The organism is Endozoicomonas sp. G2_2, from assembly GCF_017744135.1.
GTDB lineage: Bacteria > Pseudomonadota > Gammaproteobacteria > Nevskiales > Salinisphaeraceae > Salinisphaera.
The window spans coordinates 87,547-109,701 of the sequence record NZ_JAGHQU010000001.1 but is presented as its reverse complement, the minus strand read 5'-3'; the positions used below and the strand labels follow the sequence as shown (position 1 = coordinate 109,701).

Below are 22,155 nucleotides of genomic sequence, written 5' to 3'. Positions count from 1 at the left end.
GGGTGAAAACCTCCAAAAAAGCGGATCCGGGGCCACCCATCGTCCAAGGCAGGAGACAATGGGAGAAAACGGCGACCCCGGACCCGTGCACGTCACCGGTGGGCTAGCCTTCCTGGGCCCAGTCCGGAATCTTGAAAGCGATGAAGGAACCGCCCTGGCTGACCGGCTTGGTCAGATCGGCAAGGTCGCCACCCCACAGCGGCACGGCGCCGCCGTAGCCGGTCGCGATGCCCACATACTGTTCGCCGTCCTGCTCCCAGGTGATCGGCACCCCGACCACGCCGGAACCGGTGTTGTAGCGCCAGAGCTCTTCGCCGGTTTCGGCATTGAAGGCCTTGAAGTAGCCATCGCTGGTGCCGGTAAACACGAGGTTGCCCGCGGTGGCCATGGTCCCGGCCCAGAGCGGCAGCTCCTCGTTATGTTTCCAGACGATCTCGCCGGTGGCCGGGTCCATGGCCCGCAGGGTGCCGACGTGGTCGTCGTACATCTTGTGAATACGAAAACCCTGACCGAGATAGGCCGCACCCTTCTTGTACTGGACGTTCTCGGTCCAGTAATCCTCGGTCCAGTTGTTGGCCGGGATATAGAACAGGCCGGTATCCGGGCTGTAGGACATCGGGTTCCAGTTCTTGCCCCCCAGGAACGGGGGCGACACCTGAATGGATTCGCCGCGATCTTCGCCTTCCTTGATCTGCGGCGGGCGCTGGCCTTCAACCTCGTTGGGCTTGCCGGTCTCGAGGTTGTAACCGTCGGTCCAGGTGATGTTGTCGACGAACGGATAGGCCGCGAGCAGCGCCGTGGGCTTGTTGATCTCGCCGCCACGCTCGGCCAACTTCTGCGTGTCGGTCAGGAAGAAGTAGCCGTTGCGGTCGGCGTGGGCGCCCGCCTGCATCGTCTTGCCGTCCTTCTCGAAGTCGAAAAGGATGATCTCGTTGTTGCCCGAGAAATCCCAGGCGTCATTCGGCGTGTGCTGGTAGAAGCCCACCAGTTCACCGGTGCTCGGCTCCACATAGGCCTGACCGGAGGTGTAGAGGCTTTCGTAATCGCGCGGATTGCCGGATTCACCGGTGCGCGCCCAGGTGTTCCACGGTGCCGGGTTGCCCGCACCGATGATGATGGTGTTGGTGCTCACGTCGAACGACGCGCTCTGCCAGGGCGCCCCGCCGCCGTGGCTCCAGGCCTCGGCCTTGCCGGTATCGTTGTAATCGCCATCCGGCCAGGACGGTGCCTCGGGGTCGCCCGTGGGGGTGCTTTGCTCACCGCCCTTGCGGCCGACATGGCCCTCGACCAACGGGCGCATCCACAGCTCTTCGCCGGTATCCGGATTGCGGGCATAGAGCTTGCCCAGCGCACCGAACTCGTCGCCCGAGTTACCGTGGATGAGCATGATCTTGCCGGTCTTCTGATCCTTGATGATGGTCGGCGCGCCGGTCATCGTGTAGCCCGCCTTGTGGTCGTCGAAGTTCTCGTTCCAGACCACTTCGCCGGAGTCCTTGTTGAGCGCGACGAGGTTCGCGTCGAGCGTGCCGAAGAACAGCTTGTCGCCGTAGATCGCGGGCCCGCGGTTGACCACGTCGCAACACGGGCGAATGTCATCGGGCAGGCGGTGGCTGTAGTCCCAGATTTTTTCGCCGGTGGCCGAATCCAGCGCGAACATGCGGGAATACGACGCGGTGAGATAGATCTTGCCGTCGAACACGACCGGCTGGGTTTCCTGGCCGCGCTGCTTCTCGTCGCCAAAGGAGAACTGCCACGCCGGGCGCAGGCGCTCGACGTTGTCGGCGTTGATGTGATCCATCGGCGAAAAGCGCTGCGCCTTGGGGCCGAAGCCGTACATGAGCACGTTTTCCGGGGTTTCGGCATCGTTGACGATGTCGTCCCAGGTCACTTCCTTGGCATAGGCCGGCGAGGCGGCGATCGCCATGCCGAGTGCGATGGCACCGACCGCGCCACGCCGTCGATCCAGTAGATGGGCAAAAGACATGTATAGACTCCTCGTTTCGCTTCGCGGCGCTTTGTGCGCCCCGACGCCGCTTGTTCGATTTCGCTGTTGCGACGTACGGCCAAGCTAGCCCGTCGACCATGAGAACGGCCTGAAAGGCGCCTGAGAGTCTTCTCAGAAAGTCTACGTCTTAAGTCTTAAGTCGTAAGCCGATACCCGGCCCCACGCACCGTCTGGATATACGGGCCACCGGCGGCGCCACGCAGTTTGCGGCGCAGATAGCCGATGTACACATCGATGGTGTTTTCCGTGACCTCGGCATCGGCCCCCCATACCCGCTCGAGCAGGCGGGCGCGAGAGAGCACGTTCGGGGCATCGCGCATCAGGCACTGCAGCAGCGCAAACTCGCGCGCGCTGAGATCCAGCGTCTCATCGGCGAGGCACGCCTGGCGCGTGCCCGGGTCGAGACACAGCGCGTCGAATCGCAATCGCGTATCGGCCGTAGCGCGCGCCCGTCGACTCAGCGCATTGATACGCGCGATGAGCTCCTCGAAGGCAAACGGCTTGGTGAGATAATCGTCGGCGCCGGCGTTGAGCCCCGCCACGCGATCGTCGACCTGCTCGCGCGCCGTGAGCATCAGAACCGGCATGTCGTGACCGGCAGCGCGGATACGCCGACACAGCGTGAAGCCATCGATATCCGGCAGGCGCACGTCGAGAAGCATCAAGTCGAATTCGAAACGCTCGATATACGCCAGCGCGTCACTGCCGCAGGGCACCGGCGTGGGAGTGAACCCTTCGGCAGCGAGCCCACGTTCAAGTATGCGCGCAACCCGCGCGTCGTCTTCGACGATGAGAAGATTCATCCCGCGGCGCGCCGTGCTTCGTACAGGGGCAACGACACCCGCACCCGCGTACCGCTGCCGTGATCGGCATCGGTGATCTCGATGCGCCCACCGTGAGCCTGGATGACCCGTCGCGCGATCGCCAGCCCCAGCCCCATACCGCCGCGCTGGCTCGGATCGCCCTGAAAGAAGTCATCGAACACGCGGTTGCGAATCGCCTGCGGAATACCCGGCCCACGGTCGACAACGCTGACGTGATACATGCCCGCTGCGGGACTGGCGTCCAGCGTCACGGTCACGCTACTGCCCGCGGGTGCGTGCTTGATCGCGTTGTCAACGAGGGTGAGAAACGTCTGCTGAAGCCGCTGGGCATCGCCGCGAAAATCGCTGCGCACGACATTATCGACGAATAGCACCGCAACCGAGCGCGGTATGCCGAGCGCGCGTCCGGCGGATGCCGTACGTGCCAACAGTGACACGAGGTCGATATGTTCGCGCACGAACAGGAGCTCGCGCGTCTGCGATCGCGCGAGTTCAACCAGGTCGTTGATACTGTTTTCCAGGTCGCCGGCGAGCGCCACGATATGACGTAGCGATTCGCGCTGGCCGCCGGCGTCGTTCGGCTGGCGCAGCGACACTTCAGCCTCGCCTCGCAGCGCGGTGAGCGGCGTGCGCAGTTCGTGCGAGATTTCGCTGAAAAATTGTTCCCGGTTGCTGTCGATCGCCTGCAGCTGGCGGTTCTTCTGCTCGAGTTCGGCCGTACGATGCGCGACCCGCGCCTCGAGTTCGTGCTGTAGCACCTCCAGTCGCGAACGGCTGCGTCTGAGGCGAGCCGCCATACGGTTGAACATGACCGCGAGCAGGCCGAGATCGTCACGCGCGTTGCCTTCGAAGCGATAGGCCAGATCACCGCCACCGATCGCGGACGCGCCGGCCATGAGTGCCCGCAGGCGACGGCGCATGGTCCGCGCGAGCAACAGGCTCATCAGTCCCGCCACGCCCAGCGCGGCCAGCGGGATGCCTATGACCAGCACGCCGATCTGTCGGCCGGTCCGCGCAATGGCCGCTGTCGTCTGCTCCACTTCGGCGCGCTCGTCGGCAATCGCTTCCTGTATCAATACCTCGATCTCCGTACGCGTGACCCAAAGCGGCTCGCGGCGAGTGAGAAGCGCCTGCTCTCCGCGCGCCACAAGTGCCCGGATACGCGCTATTCGCGCCCGTTCCGCCCGCGCTTCCTGCGCACTGGCCGGCGCATCCAGCATCTGCGACTCGCGCGCCACGCTCGACGACCAGCGATCGAGAATCCGGGTGACTTCTCTTTCGCCCGCGGCGACATCGCCCGGCGGCGCAGAGCGTTCGACGAGATCCAGATAGCGATCGATGGCGCCCGATACACCGGCGAGAATCTCGAGCTGCTGATGGGTCATCGTGCCGCGTTGCACCAGCCATTCAGCGCGTGACCAGCCGTTGACCAGAACGATTGCAGCCACCACCAGCGAGACCATGTTGATGGCGAGTGCCGCGACCATGAGCGTGGACAGGCCGATTGCCGCCGCGCCGTTTTTCCGCCGGTTTATGCGCCACCTCATACGCCCATAGAACTATCCGAAATCCGGCCGTAGTCAATGAGGCAATCTTCCCGGTCTCAAATTACCGGCCAGCTGAGGTCGATACCCCCTTTCTTTCCACAGCGATCACGCCTGCGATCGAATACCGATGAGTCCGATCCGCATCGCATCCCGCGATGCGCGACGCCGCCGTGCTGCCTTTCCAAACAACGACCTGCCGCGCGGCAACGGCGCAGCGGTCGTGCTACTCGGTGGCTTGCGGCGTGCGCTCCCATACGGGCGGCGTTCCGACCGTCTCCAGGACATAATCGACAAAGACCTGAACCTTGCGCGGCCCCAGCCGCGGGGCGGCATAGAGCATGGAAATCGACCGTTGTTCCGGGGCGACCTCCCACTGCCAGTCATCAAGAATCGGCACGAGACTGCGGTCTCGGAGTTCCCGATCGATCAGCCAGGTCGGAAACAGCACGATGCCCTGCCCCAGCACAGCGGCGTAGCGCAGACTGGGCGCATCGTCGCTATAAAGCGAGCCGTCGATATCGAGGCGCTGGAAGTCGTCGGCTTCGCGGCTGCGCCAATACCAGCGTTGGCGACCGTACTCGCCCTGGTATCGCAAACAGTCGTGCTGCAGCAGCGCCTGTGGCGTTTCGGGCCGGCCCGAACGGCGCAGATATGCAGGTGCGGCCGCCAGGACATAGCGCATCGGCGCGAGCTTTCGAGCGACCAGACTGGAATCCGCAAGCGGGCCGACCCTGAACGTCACGTCGCTGGCGCTGCGCACCGGGTCGACGAACTGGTCGGTGAGCCGCAATTCGGTCTGGATATGCGGATAACGCTGCGAGAAGCCATGTATGAGCGGCACCACCTGGCGCTCGCCGAAAGCCACAGGCGCGTTGATGGTGAGCACGCCCGTCGGTTCGTTGTGAGCGGCGAACACGGCTTCGGTCGCCGCGTCCAGTTCGGCAAGCAACGGGCGCACCGTTTCGATATAACGCGCGCCGGCTTCGGTCAGCGCGACCGCGCGGGTATGGCGATGAAACAGCGCCTGACCCACGCTGCGTTCGAGCGCCGCGATCTGTCGAGAGACCGACGACACCGCGCGATGGCTGCGATGCGCGGCGGCCGTGAAACCGCCCGTATCCACCACCAATCGAAAGGTCCGGAGTGCGTTGAGGTCGATATTGCGATTCATGCAATAAATATTTGCGAAGTTTCCGATTGTTGCAAGTGCTGCCGTGCGGACAATCCCCTGGCGTGAATACCAACAGGCGGATCGCCGCCAAGGATCGATTTCATGCAGAAAGGCAACGCACTCGTCGTCGGCGCGACCGGCATCACCGGCGGCAACCTCGCACAATATCTGGTCGCCAGCGGATGGACGGTCTACGGGCTGTCGCGCCGCGCGACCCGTAGCGGCGGCGTCATACCGGTTGCCACGGATCTACTCGACGCAGACGCCACGAACACAGCCCTCAGCGGTCTGCCCATCACCCACGTGTTCTATTGCACGTGGACCCAGCGCGACAGTGAGAAAGACAACGTCGACGCCAACGGGGCGATGATGAACAACCTGTTTGCCGCGCTGGACCCCGAGCGGCTCGCGCACGTGTCGCTGGTGACGGGCACCAAGCAATATCTCGGGTCGTTCGAGGCTTACGGGAGCGGCCGCGTCGAGACACCGTTTCGCGAATCCGCCGAACGCGTGCCCGGCCCCAACTTCTACTACACGCTCGAGGACATAATGCGCGATGTCGCCGAGCGCTACGGCATTGCCTGGAACGTTCACCGACCGCATACGGTGATCGGCTACGCGCCCGGCAACATCATGAACATGGGCACCACGCTCGCGGTGTACGCCACCATCTGCCGGGAAACCGGGCGGGCTTTCACGTTTCCGGGTTCACAAGAGCAGTGGAACTATCTCACCGACCTGACCGATGCGCTCCTGCTCGCCCGCCAGATGGAATGGGCCGCGCTCGCGCCGGGCGCAGCGAACGAAGCCTTCAATACCGTTAACGGCGACACATTTCGCTGGCGGCGCATGTGGCAAGAGATCGCGGCGTATTTCGGCCTTGAGGCCGCCGAATGCCCGAGCACGCCGCAGCCTCTGGATACGCAGATGGCCGGCATCGAGGACACCTGGCGCGAGATTGCCGAACGCTACGACCTGGCCGAGCCGGACGTCACCGCGCTCGCGTCCTGGTGGCACACCGACGGGGACCTGGGCCGAACCCAAGAATGCGTGAACGACGTGAACAAGAGCCGAAACTTCGGCTTCCACGCGCATCGCGAAACGCGAGCCGCGTTCTTCGACCTGTTCGACCGGCTCGCAGCGGAGCGGATCATCCCGCCGGTTCGAACCTAGGTTGGTCATACAGGCAAGGCGAGCGCGCTCGCCTTGCCTGGCTCCGGTTGCATCCGGCGCCAGTCCGCGCGCCTTTGCGCAAGGGCGGCAGTGCCCGTCGCCGCGCTTGACTCGCTCGGCTCGGCGAATCGCGACGGGCTGGCTGTGGCGTCTGCAGGCGAGGCCCCAGAATCGGACCGTCCAGTACTGCCGGTAGAAACCAAGACCGCGAGCGGCGCCGTTCCCACGGTTTGCGCCACGCCCCATTCGTTCAATTGACCCGCGCCGTTTCGTGAAACACAGTTCCGCCGTGAGTCGGTAGGTCCGCAAACCATTACGCCGATGATCATTCGCCCGAGGCTTTCAATGAAGGCCTCGGGCGTTTACGCGGGCAAGCGCCTCGTCCCCGCCTGCCCGACGCCGCCTATCCGGCCACCGCGTCGACGGTTTTTCGACCCGCACTCGCCCGCGCCGGCGAATCGCAGCGCACGGTGTCGAAACCGACAACATACCGCGGCGTCGCCACGCTTTTTCATCAGGAGCCATCCGGGCGAAGCGCCGGGATATTGAACCGGCCCGAGTATACTGCGCCGGCTTTATCGCGGGTGCTCGGTACGCGCCCCGGTGGCTTCATTCATGCCTCGCGAAGACGGTCGGGCGCCACGACGGGCAGCGTCGAAAAAAAGCAATAAAACCGCTTTACTCTGCAGCGGCACGGCCGATAGCCATGCGTCTTCAAAACCTTTTCACTTTCGAGGTTTCACAATGGATATGGCAGAACTACGATCGGCGGCCGACAAACGGCTGGCCAGCCTTCGCGAATACGACGGGGTGCTCGCGCTCAACGGCGTGATCTGTCTTGGCTTGGCCACCGCAATGCTGTTCGGCGAACCGGCGGGCGGTCTGCTGTTCGGCGCGCTTGCGCTTATTTCTTTTATTGCGCGCCGCCGGCTGCGGCGTTTCGGGCGCGCGCTTGAAATCGAAATCGCCGGGTTCGGTACGTCCTGCGAAACGGCCGCCCAGGCGTTGGGCGATCGTATTCGCATGAGCTTCTGGCGAATCGTCGCGGCGAAATAGACTGCGGGGCGCCGCCGCGCGGTGGCGCCATCCCCCACACGGGGCCGGCGCCTGCGCGCCCCGTACGCCTAGCCCTTGCGCCGCACCAGGCCGCGCTGCGGGTCATAGCCCCAGACGGCCGCCGCGAAGAAGACGATCAGCGTTCCGGCAACCACCGCCAACGCGACACCGTTGATCTGGCCGTACATCGCGAACCGCACCAGTTCCACGCCGTGTGTGAACGGGTTGATCCGCGACAGCTGGTAGATGACGGTCGCGCCCGATTCCTCGAGTTTCCAGAGCGGATAAAGCGCCGGGGATAGAAAGAACATAGGGAAGATCACGAAGTTCATGGTGCCGGCGAAATTCTCCAGCTGCTTGATATAGACCGAGAGCAGCAGGCCCAGCGCGCCGAGCATCAGCCCGGTGAGAATCAGGGCCGGCAGCACCGTAAGCAGCCCCGGCCACCAGGGCAAATCGACACCGAACAAAGCACAGACGACGAGAAAGGCATAGGCCTGCAGCACGGACAGAAACGTCCCCGCGAGCAGCTTGCAGGCCAGCAGCACGGAACGCGGCAAGGGCGCGGTGAGCAGCAGCCGCATGAGCCCCATCTCGCGGTCGTAGACCATGGCCAGCGACGACTGCATGCCGTTGAACAGCAACACCATGCCCAGCAGGCCGGGCACGACATAGACCTGATACTCGATATAGCTGTCGTAGGGCGGCAGCACCGAGATGCCGAACACGTTCTTGAAGCCGGCCGCGAAGATCAGCAGCCACAGGCTCGGGCGAACCACCGCAGAGGCCAGCCGCCCGCGCTGATGCATGAACTTGACGGTCTCGCGCGAGGAGACCGCGGTCAGCGCCTGGAGCACGTGGGCGATGCGAGCCATGAATCAGGAACCTTTCTTTTCGTTGGCGAGCCTGCAGGCAGACTCGCGCGGGTCGAAACCGAGGGTGTCGAGATAGTTGTCCGGATGCAGAAAGCCGTCCAGCGGCGCACGCGCGACCACCCAGTTGCCGGTGCCGAGCAGCATGGGCTGGCGCAGCTGGCCGTCCCAGTCGCGAAAGCCCATGCGATAACCCTTGAAGCCGTCGAGATTGATCTCGTCGCCGCGCACGTAAGTCGCGAGCTTGGCGTAATCGGTGCTCTCAGTGCGCTGGACGGCCTCGACGATGGATTTCACCGCCACCCAGGCGGCCCAGTCGTAGCCGGTCATGTGGCGGTCGGCTTTCTTCTCCAGCCGGTTGTTGAGCTGGCGTGCGCCATGGCGTACCCAGGCCCAGTGCCAGGCCTGCGCTACGAGACCGGCACTGCCGACCACCGGCCGCGGTTTCTGGATCGCGAAGTTGGCGTTGCGGGCGAATTCACTTTGCGTATCGGCGATATAGACCGCGTCGTAATCGACACCCGAGGTCAGCAGCTTGGGGTTGTTCCTGTCGCGCTCGCGCGGGTTGTTGCCGAGCACGAAATCGCGCGTGCCCACGATATTTAGGCCAAAGCGCTTAGCCGAACGCTGAAAGGACTTGGCCACCACCTTGTCCGCGCGCTCCGGCCCGACCAGCAAGAGCACGTCGTCCCACTGGCGCGACACCAGATATTGCGCCAGCGCGTCGTTGCGCATGGCATCCGACGGGATCGTATGCAGCAGGTTTGCCTGGCAGTGCGCACCGCGCAGACGGTCGTCGTGGGCGGCGACGTTGAACAGCGTCAGATCATCGCCGGCGAACTCTTCCGCCACGCGTGACACCGTTCCGGCGGGCAGATCGAGCAGGATGAAACGCGTGCCCGCATCGCGCATCGCGCGCACTGTTTCCAGCACTTCTCGGGTGTTGGCCACCAGCTTTTCGTTCAGGCCGAACTTCACGCCGGCCGCCATACCCGGGAAACGCGCCTCGTCGATGGCCACACGCGCGCCGTCGATGGGCCGGCCCCAGGGTTCGCCCTGGTATTCGCGCTCGATACGCGCCTCGGAATAGCGCGGGTCGTCGTTCCAGCCGATATAACCGAAATCGAAGGCCTCGAGGTCCTGCTGCGCCGTGGCAATCCCCGGCAGCGCGAGCGCTGCCGCGCCGGCGAGCAGACACAGCAGCACGCTCCGCCGCAGCGACCCGGCCATCGATCGAAGATCACGACGCGCCATGGTCACTCAGCGGCCGTGTCGATGACCACGCTATGCGGCACGCGCCCGGCTGCGATCGAGCGCAGCGTCTTGCGCTGGGCAATATCGACGATCGACATATCGTCGGACAGACCGTTGGTCACGTACAGCTGCTTGCCGTCGCGGCTCTGGGCAATGCCCCAGGCGCGATCGCCGACCAGCACGTAATCCTCGACCTCGTGCGACTTCACGTTCACGAAGGCCACGTGGTTGGCGCGCCCGAGCGTCACATAGGCGTGACTGCCATCGTCTGACAGCTTGATGCCGACCGGCGTGACATCTTCCGGACGAAAGCCCTTGGGGTTGAACTCGATCGTGTCGCTGACCTCGTTGGTCTGCGTATCGATAAGAGAAACCGAGCCGGACAGCTCGTTGGTCACCCACAGCGTGTTGCCGTCTTCGGACAGGGCGAAACGCCGCGGACGGTTGCCGACCACGATATTCGCCTCGATCTCGTGGCTGTCGAGATTGACCACGTGCACCATGTTCGCCACCTCGGACGTCACATAGGCGGTCTTGCCGTCGGGGGTGACGAGCACGCCCTCGGGTTCCTGGCCGACGTCGATTTTCGTGACGGCCTTCTTGCCCGCAATGTCGTAGATGCTGAACTGGGCATCGTCCTCGTTGGAAATGAACAGATGCTTGCCGTCCGGGCCGATGGCGAAGATCTCCGGGTCGTCGATATCGGTGAGCCGGTCGGTGACCTTGCCTTCGGCAACGTCGATCACGTCGATGGAGTCCTCGTCGCCGCAGGCCACATAAAGCTTCGTGTGATCGGGCGAGAACGCCAGCCAGCGCGGACGCTCGGAGACTTCGATGGTATCGACCTTTTCCAGGCTTTTGCCGTCGAAGACGGTAACGACGTCGTCGTCCTCGCTGGAGACATAGATATTGCCGGTGCCGGCCGCAAGCAATGCGGGGCTGGCAGCGAGCAGTGCAGCGGCTACGGCGAGCCGGCCTTGCTTGTATGGATTGAAGCGCATTACACGGTCTCCTCTTTTTTCTTGGGCGCCTCGCCGGTGAGTTCGAGAAAAGCCTCACCCAGCGAAGTCGTATTCGTCTGTTCGCACAGCGCGCGCGGCGTATCCACGGCGATGCGCTGGCCCTTGTGCAGCACGATCACGCGGTGCGCGCGTTCAGCCTCGTCGACCAGATGGGTCGCCCACAGCACGCCCATGCCCCGATCGGCACACAGCTTGTGGACATAGTCGACGAGCAGCTCGCGCGAGCCGGGATCGAGACCCACGGTGGGTTCGTCCATGAGCAGCAGCGCCGGCTCGTGCAGCAGCGCACGGGCCAGCTCGATCTTGCGCCGGTTGCCGCCGGACAAGGCACGCGCGGCGTCTTTCGCCCGCTCGGCCTGACCGATACGGGCCAGTTCGTCGTCGATCCGGGCTTTCGCTTTTGCGCCCATACCGTGCAGGCGGGCATGAAATTTCAGGTTGGCCACCACGCTCAGGTCGAGATCGAGCGTGGGCTGCTGGAACACCACGCCGAGCTTGGCCAGCGCCGCGCGCGAGTCGCGGCGCATGTCGTGGCCGGCCACCTCGATCGCGCCGGCGTCGGGCACGAACAGACCGGTCAGCAGCTGGAACAGCGTGCTTTTGCCGGCGCCGTTCGGCCCCAGCAGGGCCACGAACTCGCCCTGCTCGACCGCAAGCGACAGCGCATCGAGCGCCTTCAGCGATCCATAGGATTTGGTGACCGCGTCCACCTTGAGGGCGGCTTCGCTCATGCGTTGTCCTCGTCGTCTTCGGTCGTATCGCGGGCATCGTCGAGTATGCCGGAGAGCAGCTGCGGATAGCGGGCCAGCAGTGCCTGTTGGGCATGGGCCACCTCCGCACTTTCCAGATCCTTGCCACGCGCGCCCTCGACCGGATGATCGAGCATGACACGTGCGGGTGTGTCGCCCAGAAACAGCACGCGGTCGGCCAGCGCCAGCGCTTCGCGCAGGTCGTGGGTGACGAACAGCACCAGCGGGCGCTGGCGTTCACACAGGCGCAATAACGATCGACGCAGGCGGTTACCGGTCGGCATATCCAGCGACACGAACGGCTCGTCCATCAGCAGCAGCTGCGGCTCGACGACGAAGGCACGGGCGAGTGCGACCCGCCGCTGCATGCCGCCGGACAGATGATTGGGCCAGAACGCGGTCGCATCGCCCAGCCCCACTTCCTCGAGCAGGCGAACGGCATTCGACGGGTAGTTCGCATCACGGGCCATGCGTTCGGCCTCGGCAAGACGAACGTTGTCGAGCGCGCTCAGCCACGGCATGAGCCGCGGCTCCTGGAACATCATGCCCATATGCGCGGGCGATTCGCCGCGATTGCTCAACGACTCGCCGTTCCAGGTGATCTCGCCGTCGTAGTCCTCGTCCAGGCCGGCCACCAGTGACAGCAACGTGCTCTTGCCGGCACCGGAGGGCCCGACCAGGGCGATGAACTCCCCTGGCGCGGCCTCGATCGTGCATTCGCCGAGCACGGCCTTGCCGTCAAAGCGCTTCTCGCGGACATGAATACGCAGGCCGTTCATGTGCGCCACCGCGTCAGTCGGTTTTCCAGCGGGCGCATCACCACGGCCTCGACCAGCAGCACCACCCCGGCAAAAGCCAGCGTATAGGCCAGAATGCTGGTGATATCGAAGAACTGATAGAACAGGTGCAGCTGAAAACCCACGCCGTTGCTGCGCCCGAGCAGTTCCACCACCAGCACGATCTTCCAGATCAGCGCCAGGCCGCTGCGCGCCGCCCCCATGAGATAGGGGTAGAGCTGGGGCAGAAACACGCGCCGCAGGGTCACGACCTTGGGCACGCGATAGGCCTGGGCCACGGCCAGCAGTTTCGGGTCCACAGCGCGGGCGCCCTCGCGCACCATCACCACCACGGTCGGAATCTTGTTGAGGGCGACCGCGAGCACCGCGGCCACGTCGTTCAGGCCGAACCACAGATAGCAGAGGATGATGGTGACCAGTGCCGGAATATTGAGCCCCAGCACCAGCGCGCCGTCGAAAACCATGTCCAGCTGCTTGTAGCGACCCATGACGATACCGATGGCGGTGCCGATCGCCATCGCCATCAGAAAGGCCACCGCCACGCGCGCAAGCGTGATCACCAGGTGATACGGCAACTCGCCCGAGAGCGTGTGCGCAATCAGGCTGTTGAGCACCGCCAGCGGGCCCGGCAGCACGTCGCTGTTCGCAATCGCGGCCACGACCTGCCACAGCAGGACCAGACCGACCAGCGAGGCAGCGCGTAACAGAACCTGTTGCCATTTCATGCGAGACCACGCCAGCGTCGATTCATGGCTGGCGATATCCATCCCAGAATACGTCTGCAGACAGTTGCTTCACCCCGCCGGTAAGCTTGCCGTCGCTTTCCTTCGCCAGCAGATCGAACAGCTGGCCGGCAGCCGCGATTTCGGGTGCGCCGTAGTGATCGATGATGCCGGCGCGATAGCCTTCGCGAATCGCGGCGAAAACCGCTTCGCTCTCGGGTTTGACCATTGGTTCGAGCGGCGCCCAAGCCTCGTCGGATTCGGCCAGCAGGCGCTTGGCGTCACGGCTGGCCTCGAAGAAACGCTGCAGGTCTTCGCGGTGTTCGTCCGCCCAGTCTTCGGCGAATACCCAGCCGAGCAGCGGCGGCACGGTATCGATACCCAGGCCTTCGAGCATTTCCTGCACGCTCACCAGCGGCTTCATGCCCAGCGCGGAAAGCCGTGCGTTGTAATGCCAGAAATTAATCGCGGCCGGAATATCGCCTTCGAGCATCAGGCGGTTGACCATGGGCGGCGCCGCGAAGGTGGCATCGACGCTGCGTTCCAGATTCATGCCTTCGGTCTTCTGCGCCCAGGCACGCAGCAGCAGCCAGGTCTTGTCTACCGGCCCGCCGGCGATACCGAGCTTGCGGCCGTCGAGATCGCCGATCGTCGATACGCCCGAAGCCGGATTGACCATCACCGCGCCCACGGCCAGCGAATACGGTGCGAACTGGTAGTTGCGGTTCTCGGCACGCTGGCGCGCTGCCCAGAGCCAGTCGGAGACGATCAGATCCACACGATCGCCTTGCAGGGCGACCGCCAGGGCGTTCTCGGAGGCCAGCGGTACGACCTCGATCGCCACATCGTGCTTCTCGGCGAGACCGTTGCGCTGGATGGTATCCAGCTCCCAGCTGACGGTACCGAACTTGAGCACGCCGATACGCAGCGGCGTGTCGGCGTTGGCCGGCTCGTCGGACGAACAGCCAGCCAGCAGGAGGACGAAAATCATCGTCCACGCAAGCCAGCGGCGTGTTGCGACACGCTCGGGTGTAGTCATTGGATCTCCTGCCTGTGCCACGGCCCGGACCGTCTCGGCACAATCGCTTGTAGTCGGCATTCGTACGCCGACCGTCTTATTGATATTGAAGCCGCCGACACGCCGATGCATGTGGCCGCAGTCACGGGATATGCCCCCGTTAATTGAGACTAAATTGCCCGCTAAAGGTTCACCAGCGCAAGCCCGAGGTTGGTCGTAGACGGCCGGTCGGCAACCCACGCACAACAGCCCGGGAGGCTCTGAGCACGGGCATGCCTGCAAAGCGCAGCATCTGCACGTCAGCCGACTTGCCCGCCCTCCGGCGTCGGCGTAGCTTGTGGACCATGAGATATCGCGCAATCGGTGTGGCGACAACGCTGGTCACGACCGGCCTCGCCCTGGGCCTCGCTTTTGGCGCGACGTCGGGATTGGTCCATGCCGCGGCACCCACCGGCGCGGACCTCGCCGGCGCCTGTACCGGCTGCCACGGCCCGGACGGCCGGTCGCAGGGCGCCGTCCCCTCGCTGGCCGGGCTGCAACCGCAGACGTTTATCGAACGCATGCACGCGTTCCGGAACGGCGAAGGTACGATCATGAACCGCATCGCGCCCGCCTACGACGATGCCCAGATCGCGGCGCTTGCCGAATACTTCGCGGCGCGCGACAGCGCCGAGGACGAACACCGCCATGCACCGTAGCGATCGGCGCCGGGTTCTGCGCGGGCTGGCGGGTGCGGCGGCGCTCGGCACGCTCGGCCTGCCGGTACGTGGCCGAAGCGTTACCCCGCCCCAGGTGGTGATTGCCGGCGGCGGCTTTGCCGGTGCCACCTGTGCGCTGGCCCTGCGCGCCTTCGCGCCCGATGTGCGCATCACACTCGTCGACCGCCAATCGCGGTTCGTGACCGGGCCGTTCTGCAACACGGTGGTGGCGGGCATGAACCCGATGTCGGCCATCACCCAAGACCACGAAGGCCTGAGTGCGGCGGGCATAAAGGTTGTGCATGCCGATATCGAGGGCGTCGATCCCCACGCCCATCGCATACATCTGACCGACGGGCGCCGTATCGACGGCGACCGACTGGTGATCGCGCCGGGTATCGACTTCGACTGGCAGGCCATCGACGGCTACGGCCCGCAGCATGTCGATCGGATTCCCCATGCCTGGCCCGGCGGCGAAACCCAGCTGCGTACCCTGCGCGATCAGCTGCGCGCCATGCCGGACGACGGCCGCGTGGTGATCTCGGTGCCGGACAATCCCTATCGCTGCCCGCCCGGCCCCTACGAGCGTGCAAGCCTGATCGCGCATTTCCTGTCGCAACACAAGCCGAACGCGCAAGTACTGCTGCTCGACGCCAAGGATCATTTTTCCAAGGAACCGCTGTTTCGCACCGGCTGGGGCGCACGATACGGCGAGCGCGTGCAGTGGCGCGGCGGCCGGCGCGACGGTGCGCGCGTGGTCGAGGTGGACGCGAAAAGCCGGCGCGTACGCACCACGGGCGGCGACGAGTACCGCGCCGATGTGCTCAACATCATACCGCCGCAGCGTGCCGGCCGGCTGGCCCACGATGCCGGGCTCACCGACGCCGCCGGCTGGGTGACGGTCGCACCGCACGATTTCTCGGTACCGGATCACGAAGGGGTGCACGTGATTGGCGATGCAACGCATGCCGAGCCGATGCCCAAATCCGCCTATGCCGCGAACATGCAGGCCAAGATCTGTGCCCATGCGATTGCGCGCGAACTGGCCGGCGAACCGGTCGCGGATACACGCATGATCAACGCCTGCTACAGCCTGATCGCGCCGGATTACGGTATTAGCGTGACCGAGGTCTACACGCTCAACGGCGACACGATTGCCGCGATCCAGAACGCCGGCGGCATCTCTGAACTGGCTGCCCACGCGCCGACGCGCGAGGCCGAAGCCGACTATGCGCGTTCGTGGTACCACAACATCGTGCGAGACAGCTTCGGCTGATTTGCGCATTATTGATGATCGCGACCGACGAGAAGTCGCGACATGAGAAACAAGAAGAAGAACAACGCGGGCGCCCCGACGGCACCGCGGTGCGGAGGACAACTCATGGCGGTATCGCTGACCCGCTTCAAGGCGGCCCAACCGGGCGCGGCCTCGGGGCACACGTTCCAGCAGTGGCTGATCATCACCGGCGTGCTCGTGTTCGCGGTGTGGGTCGCGCAGCAGTACAACGTCGTGACGACCCTGCTCAACGGCGACGTGACCCGTGTGAGCCTGCTCATCAGTCTCATTTTCGTTGTGACCTGGGGGTACTGCGGGATTCGCAGCGCCTGGATCTCGCGCGAGACCGCGCGCTTCGAAACGATTGCGACCGGCGTGGACGACGGCCAGACGCTCGCTCTGGCCCGCAACGGCCAGCTGGCGGTGGGCGGACAGGCGCAGCCGGACAGCGCGGCCGGCGCCTATCTCGCCTCGCTGCTGCATTTCTATTCGCACCGCGGCGCCGAGCCGCCGGACACACTCGTCGACGTGCTGGGCGAGCGCCTGTCGGGCGCACACGAGCTGGGCTGGTTCATCTGCGGCGCGCTGATCAAGCTCGGCCTGCTGGGTACCGTGATCGGCTTCATCGTGATGCTGGCGACCGTGGACAGCGCACAGTCCTTCGACGTCGCCGCGATTCAACAGCTGCTGGTCGGCATGAGTCAGGGCATGCGTGTGGCGCTCTACACCACGCTCGTAGGCCTGACCACGAGCATGATCCTGAGCCTGCACTACCTGCTGCTCGATCGCGCCGCAGACCGCCTGCAGGCGCGTATCGTGATCTTCGCCCAGCGCCAGCGTCTCGGCTGATACTGGGCGCCGCTCGCGCATGGCCTTTCGCCGCAAACGCCGCCAGAGCGACAGCGATCCGTTCACGGATCTGTTGTTCAACGCGCTGCTGGGCTTCACCTTCATGTTCCTGATCGCGGTGTTCTTCTTGAACCCGCCGGCAAAGACCGGCGAGATTCCGGCCAAGGCGGAATACATCATCACCGCGACCTGGGAGTCGGGCCGCCCGGACGACGTCGACCTGTGGGTGGAAGGCCCGGGTGGCGACAAGGTCTGGTATCTGAACCCGGAAGCCGGGCTGATGAATCTCGACCGCGACGACCGCGGCCTGATCAATGACGAGATGATCGTCGACGGCGCCCGCATCACCAACGAACTCAATCAGGAGATCGTCACCATCCGCGGGCGGGCGCCGGGCGAATACATCGTGAATCTGCAGTACTACGCCTCTGAGACGGGCCGCCCGATAACGGCCGACGTTACGGTCAGCCGCGTGAATCCGCGCCTGCAGATCGTTTTCAAGGACCAGATCGCGCTCGACTACCCCGGCGAGGAGCACACCGCCGTGCGCTTCACGGTGAATCCGGACGGCGCGGTCACCAACGTCAACACGCTCGAAAAGTCGATCGTGCGATGACGCATCACAAGAACAGACGACACAGCGAGGACAGGCGATGACACAGACCCTCTGGTTGCTCGGCGGCGCTTACGTGGCGCTCGGCGTGCTGGTGCTCGCGCTCAATATCCGCAGCGGCTGGCCGCTGTGGGTGCGTCTGGGCTGCATCGTGCTGGTGAGCGCGCTGTATTTCGTCACCTGGCATTCGCTGCAGGATCTGCGCGGCTGGCCGGCGCGCATGACGCTGCCGCACCATTTCCTGCTCAACGCCTCATCGGTGATCGAACCCGACGACACCCAGGGCGCGCCCGGCCGAATCTATCTCTGGGTGACGCCGATCGTCGACGACGAGCCCACCGGCGTACCGCGTGCCTTCACCCTGCCCTACGATCGCGGCATGCATACCAAGCTGCAGCGTGCCCGCGATGCGATGCGTAACGGGGAACTCCAGATGGGCACGGCCAGCCGCAGCGACGGCGATCGGGTGGACACCGAGGCCGGCACCTTCGCGCCCGATCACCAGAACATCGAGCTGCGCGAGTTGCCCGAACCCAGCCTGCCGGAGAAATGACCGTGTATCGCTTTCTCATGCCCGGCCTGCCTCTGGCGCTCGCGCTTGCCGCACTCGGCGGTTGTGACGCCCAGCCGGACGCGCAATCCCTTTATCCGCTCGAACCGGGCCTGCGCTGGCAGTACAGCGTGGAGACCCGGCGCAAGGGCAGCGAGCCGGTACGCAGCACCCGCATCATGGAAAACGTCGAGCGCAGCTATTTCGCCGGCGAGGACGATGTCGCCATCCGCCGCAACGAGAACGGGGCGCGCTATTACGTGGCGCAGCGCGACGACGGCTATTACCGGGTGGCGATGAAATCGGTCGCGCGGCACACGCCGATCATGGATCAGCCGCCCACCAAGATACTGCCGCTGCCGGCCGAGGTCGGCGCGACCTGGCGGGAGCCGGCCCATGCCTATCTGCTCGACCGAGCCACGACGTTCATCAGCGAACACGCACCGGAAAACACCATCACGCTGGAGTACCGGATCGAGTCCGATGACGTGACCGTCATCGTGCCCGCCGGACGCTTCGACGACTGCCTGCTGGTGGTCGGGGCGGTGACTTTTCATCTCGGCTCCGGGGTGGGCTTTGCCCCGTCGGATGTACCCATCGAGCAGCGCGAATGGTACTGCCCGGGCGTAGGGCTCGCCCGGCTGGAACGTGACGAACGGCTGACCAGCGAGAAACGTTTCATCACCGGGGGGCATATCACCATGAAGCTCACGCGCGCACCGGGGCACTGACGCCCTGGCCTACTCGTCAGGGCCCCGTGGCCCGGTAGCGGCTGTCTAGGGCGTGTCGTCGCCTTCCAGAGCGGCCCGCTCGATCGCCGGGTACAGATGCGACACCGAGCGCCGGTATTCGCCCGGCTCGACGGCCAGTGCGGCCCAGCGGTCGGGCAACGGCATGAACATGACCTCGGCGGCGCTGGCGCCCCGGGCCGCCGCCTGTTCGAACCCCTGGACCAGCCAGGTCAGGTAATCGGCCGTCTGGGCCAGTGCCTCGCCACCCTCCACGACCGGACCATGACCGGGCACCAGCGTCTTGAAGTCGCGTTGCTGCGTCGCAGCCAGGGTTTCATGCCAGGCCGCGATGTCGGCGTTCGGTGTGGTCGGCGCACGACCGTGAAAGGCGATATCGCCGGCAAACAGCACGCCCGTACTGTGATCGAAGACCATCAGATCGCCCGCGGTGTGACCGCGGGCCGCGATCAGTTCCAGCTCGTGGGCGCCGAACGCGACACGATGCTCGGTATCGGCCTTGGCCGTCGGCACGACGGCCGTGGTGCCACGCATGGCCGAGCCCACGAGATTGTAGAGATTGCTCGCGAGGTCCGTCCCGATCTCGCGTATCGCCTCGGTGGTCTGTGGGAGTGCCGCGATCGGCACGTCCTCGAACGCATTGCTGCCGAGAAAATGATCCGGATGCGCGTGGGTGATATAGACCTGGACTACGGGCTGATCGGTGACATCCGCTATCGCGGCGCGCATGGCTTCACCGTAAAGCCGCGACGGGCCCGTATCGATGACCACCACACCGTCGTCGGTGACGATGAAACCGGTGTTGGAAATTGCGCCGTGATTCTCGAAGCTGAAGTTTTCCTGCGCCCCCAGCAGGACGTAGGTGTTCGCCGCGACCTGCCTCGGCGCCAGATCGTAGTAGTCAGCCTGGCCCATCGCACCGGCGCTTGCCAGCAGCCCCAGCACGAGGGCCAGCCCGTGCCGCATCCGAAACCGGCTCATGATCCGGACGGCGCCACGGATGCCTCGAAGCGGTTGCCGTTGTTGTCGCGCCCGGCCAGCGTGAGCGGGCCGCGGACGTCGAGATCAAGGGTGATGACCGGGTTTTCGGAGACGGGTTCGTACGGCTCGACCCGGGCCAGAGTCTCGCCATCGGCATCGCGAATGGCCACTTCGGTGATGAAGAACTCCGGAATGCCGGCCGCCAGCCCCGTATCCATGGGATGCACGACCCGGAACTTGAGCCGCGACTCGCCGTTCGCACGCGGCCAGACGCGGGCCTCCGTCTCGCCCAGCCGCGTCTCCCATATCGGGTTGGCGCTGGCCACGCTGGGCGCAGTGCAGCCGCCGCCCTGGGCATCCACCCAGGTTCCGCCGACATGCCAGGTGCCGTCGGCGGTACGCATCGCCGCGCGAATCGGCGTGGCCTGCTGCACCTTGAAGCTGAAGCCGATCGAGGGCCGGGCCTTGATCGGGTAATAATCGAGCACTTTCGTGATCGGGCTCATGTCGGCGAACACGAGCACCTGTTCGACGCCCTCGAGCTCGGGCGCGCTCACCTGCACCGGCGTATTGAGAGAGTCTTCCGCGTAGTCGGGTGCAATCACCTGCACACGCTCGTCGAACACGACCGGCGCATCCCGAAAATACTTGCGCGCCATGTAGCGCCACTGGGAGGAAGCCAGCGGGTCGTCCGGCACCGCGGCGGCCGCGACGACCGCGGACTGGACCAGCAACGCGGCGAACACCACGCCCGCGATCAAAGACAATGCTCGCATTACGATTTCCGCCCCGCCGCGCTAGGCGTGCGTCGCCTCGGCGCTGTCGACATCATCGGTCTTCAGCGGCGGCCGCCATTCGACGCCGTAGTTTTCGAAGATGGCTTCGATAGTGCCATCGTCGCGCATCTGCTGCATGGCCTCGCTTATGGCCTCGGCGAGTTCCGGGTTGCTGGCCTTGATCGCGACGCCCACATCCCAGTTGGTCTGGTACATGCCGCCGAGTTCCACGGTGCGCAGGGTGACGTTCTTCTCCTGCAGCATCCGGGCTGCGCCGGCGAGTTCGCCCACCGGCGCCATCACTGCGGCCACCTCGCCCGCATTGAGCGCCTGCATGGCTTGCGGCACCGAGTTGAAGTGCACGACATCGTTGCGCAGCTGACCGCGATAGGCGGAGGTGAGGAAGTAGTCGCCCAGGGTGTCCAGCCCCACGCCGATCGGCTTGCCCCTGAGCGCGAGCGGGCTTTCGACATCGCCGCCCAGGCGTTCGGCATCGTAGGCAAAGCCCATGGTCTCGTTGTAGTACGCCGCGATGAACGACGCCTGGTCGTTCTCCTGCTGGAATTCGGGCGCCATGCCGACATGCAGCATGGCATCGGCCGTGCCGCCGCCCATGTAATGCCCTTTCCAGACCTGGTTGCGAATATCGTCGCCCATGGTCTCGTCGGCGATGAAGGTTCGCAGGTTGAAACCCACGTCCAGGCGCTCGGCAAGCGCCCTGCCGATTTCGACGTCGATACCGGTGAATGCGCCATCGTCGGGCTTGTAGGACCAGGGCGGAAACTTGTCGTAGACCGCGACTTCGATGCTGCCGCTCTCGCGGATCTGCTCGAGCCGATCGGGCATGTCGTCGTCGGCGACGCGGCGTGCACGGGCGGCTTCGTTGCCGCGCGCGACCGCTGGCGTTGCGGCCGCTGCCGGCGCCGGGTTGGCGGCGGCCTCGTCGGCGGGCTCGCCCTGATCCCACTGTTCGTACAGCTCGTCGAGATTCTTGTCCTTGTATTCGTAATGGCGCCGATCGACATAGGACCGAATGGCCCACATCGTCTGCTGGTCGAGCACGCCCTCGAAGGCCGGCATGTAGGTCATGCCGTTGCGCTGCACGCCATTGCGCACATGGTTGATGAAGTATTCGTCGTACTCGGGTCCGAGCTCGCGCAGATCCGGGGCGATACCGCCGGAGATCATGTCGATACCGTGGCAGCGGGCGCAGTTGCCGTCGTAGGCGGCCTTGCCCAATTCCATCGCCTTTTTCGAGCCGCGGTACGGGTTTTCGTCGAGCCAGTTGCCGTCCTCGATCTCCGGCAACGCGCTGGTATCGACGTTACCGGCCTCGCCGCCGGCCGCGGCGTAGGCGTTTGGCGCGATCAGAACGCCCGCCGCCAGCACCGCAGCGGCCATGCGCGCAATTGTTGTCATCATCCTCTCCTCCTGCGATCTCGCCTGCGCGAGC

Annotated in this window: 22 protein-coding genes; 8 read left to right on the top strand and 14 right to left on the bottom strand. The window is 65.0% G+C overall.

The genetic code is table 11. The features are described 5' to 3' along the window. Positions 1-103: 103 nt before the first annotated feature. The 4 genes from J7355_RS00505 to J7355_RS00490 all read right to left on the bottom strand — a co-directional run bounded on the left by J7355_RS00505 (position 104) and on the right by J7355_RS00490 (position 5,547). Positions 104-1,984 (bottom strand): methanol/ethanol family PQQ-dependent dehydrogenase, encoded by a 1,881-nt coding sequence (locus J7355_RS00505; RefSeq protein WP_209058865.1) that lies wholly within the window; start codon positions 1,982-1,984, stop codon positions 104-106. Positions 1,985-2,139: 155 nt separating this feature from the next. Continuing rightward, positions 2,140-2,808, bottom strand: coding sequence for a response regulator transcription factor (locus tag J7355_RS00500; RefSeq protein ID WP_209058863.1), 669 nt, complete (start codon positions 2,806-2,808; stop codon positions 2,140-2,142). Beyond that, complete coding sequence (locus J7355_RS00495; protein WP_209058861.1) at positions 2,805-4,376, bottom strand: HAMP domain-containing sensor histidine kinase; 1,572 nt, start codon at positions 4,374-4,376, stop codon at positions 2,805-2,807. Before J7355_RS00495 ends, J7355_RS00500 begins: the two co-directional genes overlap by 4 nt. A gap of 223 nt (positions 4,377-4,599) precedes the next feature. Continuing rightward, positions 4,600-5,547 carry a LysR family transcriptional regulator gene (locus J7355_RS00490; RefSeq protein ID WP_247739662.1) on the bottom strand — a complete coding sequence of 316 codons (948 nt, stop codon included), beginning with the start codon at positions 5,545-5,547 and terminating at the stop codon, positions 4,600-4,602. 102 nt (positions 5,548-5,649) lie between these two features. Here J7355_RS00490 and J7355_RS00485 point away from each other — a divergent pair, with 102 nt between their 5' ends. After that, complete coding sequence (locus J7355_RS00485; RefSeq protein ID WP_209058859.1) at positions 5,650-6,720, top strand: SDR family oxidoreductase; 1,071 nt, start codon at positions 5,650-5,652, stop codon at positions 6,718-6,720. A 615-nt stretch (positions 6,721-7,335) separates the two neighbouring features. Next, positions 7,336-7,776, top strand: coding sequence for a hypothetical protein (locus J7355_RS00480; RefSeq protein ID WP_209058857.1), 441 nt, complete (start codon positions 7,336-7,338; stop codon positions 7,774-7,776). A 68-nt stretch (positions 7,777-7,844) separates the two neighbouring features. Here J7355_RS00480 and J7355_RS00475 read toward each other — a convergent pair whose 3' ends face one another. Genes J7355_RS00475 through J7355_RS00445 form a run of 7 tightly spaced genes read right to left on the bottom strand, consistent with a single transcriptional unit; the run spans position 7,845 to position 14,231 of the window. Continuing rightward, positions 7,845-8,651 carry an ABC transporter permease gene (locus J7355_RS00475; protein ID WP_209058855.1) on the bottom strand — a complete coding sequence of 269 codons (807 nt, stop codon included), beginning with the start codon at positions 8,649-8,651 and terminating at the stop codon, positions 7,845-7,847. Positions 8,652-8,654: 3 nt separating this feature from the next. After that, positions 8,655-9,902, bottom strand: a complete 1,248-nt coding sequence (locus J7355_RS00470) for an amino acid ABC transporter substrate-binding protein (RefSeq protein WP_247739661.1) — start codon at positions 9,900-9,902, stop codon at positions 8,655-8,657. 2 nt (positions 9,903-9,904) lie between these two features. Further along, on the bottom strand, positions 9,905-10,903 hold the full coding sequence (locus J7355_RS00465) for a PQQ-dependent catabolism-associated beta-propeller protein (RefSeq protein WP_209058853.1): 999 nt from the start codon (positions 10,901-10,903) through the stop codon (positions 9,905-9,907). After that, a complete protein-coding gene (locus J7355_RS00460) occupies positions 10,903-11,655 on the bottom strand; it encodes an ABC transporter ATP-binding protein (RefSeq protein WP_209058852.1) in 753 nt (250 codons plus the stop codon). Before J7355_RS00460 ends, J7355_RS00465 begins: the two co-directional genes overlap by 1 nt. Next, entirely contained in the window at positions 11,652-12,452 is an 801-nt protein-coding gene (locus J7355_RS00455; protein WP_209058851.1) for an ABC transporter ATP-binding protein, read from the bottom strand. The genes J7355_RS00460 and J7355_RS00455 overlap by 4 nt, the downstream gene beginning before the upstream one ends. After that, positions 12,449-13,237: an ABC transporter permease gene (locus tag J7355_RS00450; RefSeq protein WP_247739660.1), complete on the bottom strand. Its 789-nt coding sequence runs from the start codon at positions 13,235-13,237 to the stop codon at positions 12,449-12,451. Before J7355_RS00450 ends, J7355_RS00455 begins: the two co-directional genes overlap by 4 nt. Next, positions 13,218-14,231: an ABC transporter substrate-binding protein gene (locus J7355_RS00445; RefSeq protein ID WP_247739659.1), complete on the bottom strand. Its 1,014-nt coding sequence runs from the start codon at positions 14,229-14,231 to the stop codon at positions 13,218-13,220. The genes J7355_RS00450 and J7355_RS00445 overlap by 20 nt, the downstream gene beginning before the upstream one ends. Before the next feature lie 323 nt (positions 14,232-14,554). On the opposite strand from J7355_RS00445, the gene J7355_RS00440 reads away from it, so the two are divergent. The 6 genes from J7355_RS00440 to J7355_RS00415 all read left to right on the top strand — a co-directional run bounded on the left by J7355_RS00440 (position 14,555) and on the right by J7355_RS00415 (position 18,927). After that, positions 14,555-14,908 (top strand): c-type cytochrome, encoded by a 354-nt coding sequence (locus J7355_RS00440; protein WP_209058850.1) that lies wholly within the window; start codon positions 14,555-14,557, stop codon positions 14,906-14,908. Next, positions 14,898-16,184, top strand: coding sequence for an NAD(P)/FAD-dependent oxidoreductase (locus J7355_RS00435; protein WP_209058849.1), 1,287 nt, complete (start codon positions 14,898-14,900; stop codon positions 16,182-16,184). Before J7355_RS00440 ends, J7355_RS00435 begins: the two co-directional genes overlap by 11 nt. A gap of 105 nt (positions 16,185-16,289) precedes the next feature. Then, positions 16,290-17,033 (top strand): MotA/TolQ/ExbB proton channel family protein, encoded by a 744-nt coding sequence (locus J7355_RS00430; protein ID WP_209058848.1) that lies wholly within the window; start codon positions 16,290-16,292, stop codon positions 17,031-17,033. 19 nt (positions 17,034-17,052) lie between these two features. Continuing rightward, the gene (locus tag J7355_RS00425) at positions 17,053-17,649 is read left to right on the top strand and encodes a hypothetical protein (protein ID WP_209058847.1); all 597 of its coding nucleotides are present in this window, start codon (positions 17,053-17,055) and stop codon (positions 17,647-17,649) included. 37 nt (positions 17,650-17,686) lie between these two features. After that, a complete protein-coding gene (locus J7355_RS00420; RefSeq protein ID WP_209058846.1) occupies positions 17,687-18,199 on the top strand; it encodes a hypothetical protein in 513 nt (170 codons plus the stop codon). A gap of 2 nt (positions 18,200-18,201) precedes the next feature. After that, the gene (locus J7355_RS00415; RefSeq protein WP_209058844.1) at positions 18,202-18,927 is read left to right on the top strand and encodes a hypothetical protein; all 726 of its coding nucleotides are present in this window, start codon (positions 18,202-18,204) and stop codon (positions 18,925-18,927) included. A 45-nt stretch (positions 18,928-18,972) separates the two neighbouring features. Here J7355_RS00415 and J7355_RS00410 read toward each other — a convergent pair whose 3' ends face one another. From J7355_RS00410 to pedF, 3 genes are read right to left on the bottom strand one after another with little or no spacing between them, the layout of a single operon-like run. Then, entirely contained in the window at positions 18,973-19,926 is a 954-nt protein-coding gene (locus tag J7355_RS00410; protein ID WP_209058842.1) for a quinoprotein relay system zinc metallohydrolase 1, read from the bottom strand. Further along, on the bottom strand, positions 19,923-20,702 hold the full coding sequence (locus J7355_RS00405) for a quinoprotein dehydrogenase-associated SoxYZ-like carrier (RefSeq protein WP_209058838.1): 780 nt from the start codon (positions 20,700-20,702) through the stop codon (positions 19,923-19,925). The genes J7355_RS00410 and J7355_RS00405 overlap by 4 nt, the downstream gene beginning before the upstream one ends. A gap of 21 nt (positions 20,703-20,723) precedes the next feature. Further along, complete coding sequence (pedF, locus tag J7355_RS00400) at positions 20,724-22,121, bottom strand: cytochrome c-550 PedF (RefSeq protein ID WP_209058835.1); 1,398 nt, start codon at positions 22,119-22,121, stop codon at positions 20,724-20,726. Between the last annotated feature and the right edge of the window lie 34 nt (positions 22,122-22,155).

Bases quoted from the DNA above. Each gene is read 5' to 3' on its own strand.
- J7355_RS00455 (WP_209058851.1), bottom strand. From the start codon at position 12,452: ATGAACGGCCTGCGTATTCATGTCCGCGAGAAGCGCTTTGACGGCAAG.
- J7355_RS00465 (WP_209058853.1), bottom strand. From the start codon at position 10,903: ATGCGCTTCAATCCATACAAGCAAGGCCGGCTCGCCGTAGCCGCTGCA.
- J7355_RS00475 (WP_209058855.1), bottom strand. From the start codon at position 8,651: ATGGCTCGCATCGCCCACGTGCTCCAGGCGCTGACCGCGGTCTCCTCG.
- J7355_RS00500 (WP_209058863.1), bottom strand. From the start codon at position 2,808: ATGAATCTTCTCATCGTCGAAGACGACGCGCGGGTTGCGCGCATACTT.
- J7355_RS00430 (WP_209058848.1), top strand. From the start codon at position 16,290: ATGGCGGTATCGCTGACCCGCTTCAAGGCGGCCCAACCGGGCGCGGCC.
- J7355_RS00410 (WP_209058842.1), bottom strand. From the start codon at position 19,926: ATGAGCCGGTTTCGGATGCGGCACGGGCTGGCCCTCGTGCTGGGGCTG.
- J7355_RS00495 (WP_209058861.1), bottom strand. From the start codon at position 4,376: ATGAGGTGGCGCATAAACCGGCGGAAAAACGGCGCGGCGGCAATCGGC.
- J7355_RS00445 (WP_247739659.1), bottom strand. From the start codon at position 14,231: ATGACTACACCCGAGCGTGTCGCAACACGCCGCTGGCTTGCGTGGACG.
- J7355_RS00470 (WP_247739661.1), bottom strand. From the start codon at position 9,902: ATGGCGCGTCGTGATCTTCGATCGATGGCCGGGTCGCTGCGGCGGAGC.
- J7355_RS00425 (WP_209058847.1), top strand. From the start codon at position 17,053: ATGGCCTTTCGCCGCAAACGCCGCCAGAGCGACAGCGATCCGTTCACG.
- J7355_RS00460 (WP_209058852.1), bottom strand. From the start codon at position 11,655: ATGAGCGAAGCCGCCCTCAAGGTGGACGCGGTCACCAAATCCTATGGA.
- J7355_RS00490 (WP_247739662.1), bottom strand. From the start codon at position 5,547: ATGAATCGCAATATCGACCTCAACGCACTCCGGACCTTTCGATTGGTG.
- J7355_RS00405 (WP_209058838.1), bottom strand. From the start codon at position 20,702: ATGCGAGCATTGTCTTTGATCGCGGGCGTGGTGTTCGCCGCGTTGCTG.
- J7355_RS00505 (WP_209058865.1), bottom strand. From the start codon at position 1,984: ATGTCTTTTGCCCATCTACTGGATCGACGGCGTGGCGCGGTCGGTGCC.
- J7355_RS00420 (WP_209058846.1), top strand. From the start codon at position 17,687: ATGACACAGACCCTCTGGTTGCTCGGCGGCGCTTACGTGGCGCTCGGC.
- pedF (WP_209058835.1), bottom strand. From the start codon at position 22,121: ATGACAACAATTGCGCGCATGGCCGCTGCGGTGCTGGCGGCGGGCGTT.
- J7355_RS00480 (WP_209058857.1), top strand. From the start codon at position 7,336: ATGCCTCGCGAAGACGGTCGGGCGCCACGACGGGCAGCGTCGAAAAAA.
- J7355_RS00450 (WP_247739660.1), bottom strand. From the start codon at position 13,237: ATGGATATCGCCAGCCATGAATCGACGCTGGCGTGGTCTCGCATGAAA.
- J7355_RS00440 (WP_209058850.1), top strand. From the start codon at position 14,555: ATGAGATATCGCGCAATCGGTGTGGCGACAACGCTGGTCACGACCGGC.
- J7355_RS00435 (WP_209058849.1), top strand. From the start codon at position 14,898: ATGCACCGTAGCGATCGGCGCCGGGTTCTGCGCGGGCTGGCGGGTGCG.
- J7355_RS00485 (WP_209058859.1), top strand. From the start codon at position 5,650: ATGCAGAAAGGCAACGCACTCGTCGTCGGCGCGACCGGCATCACCGGC.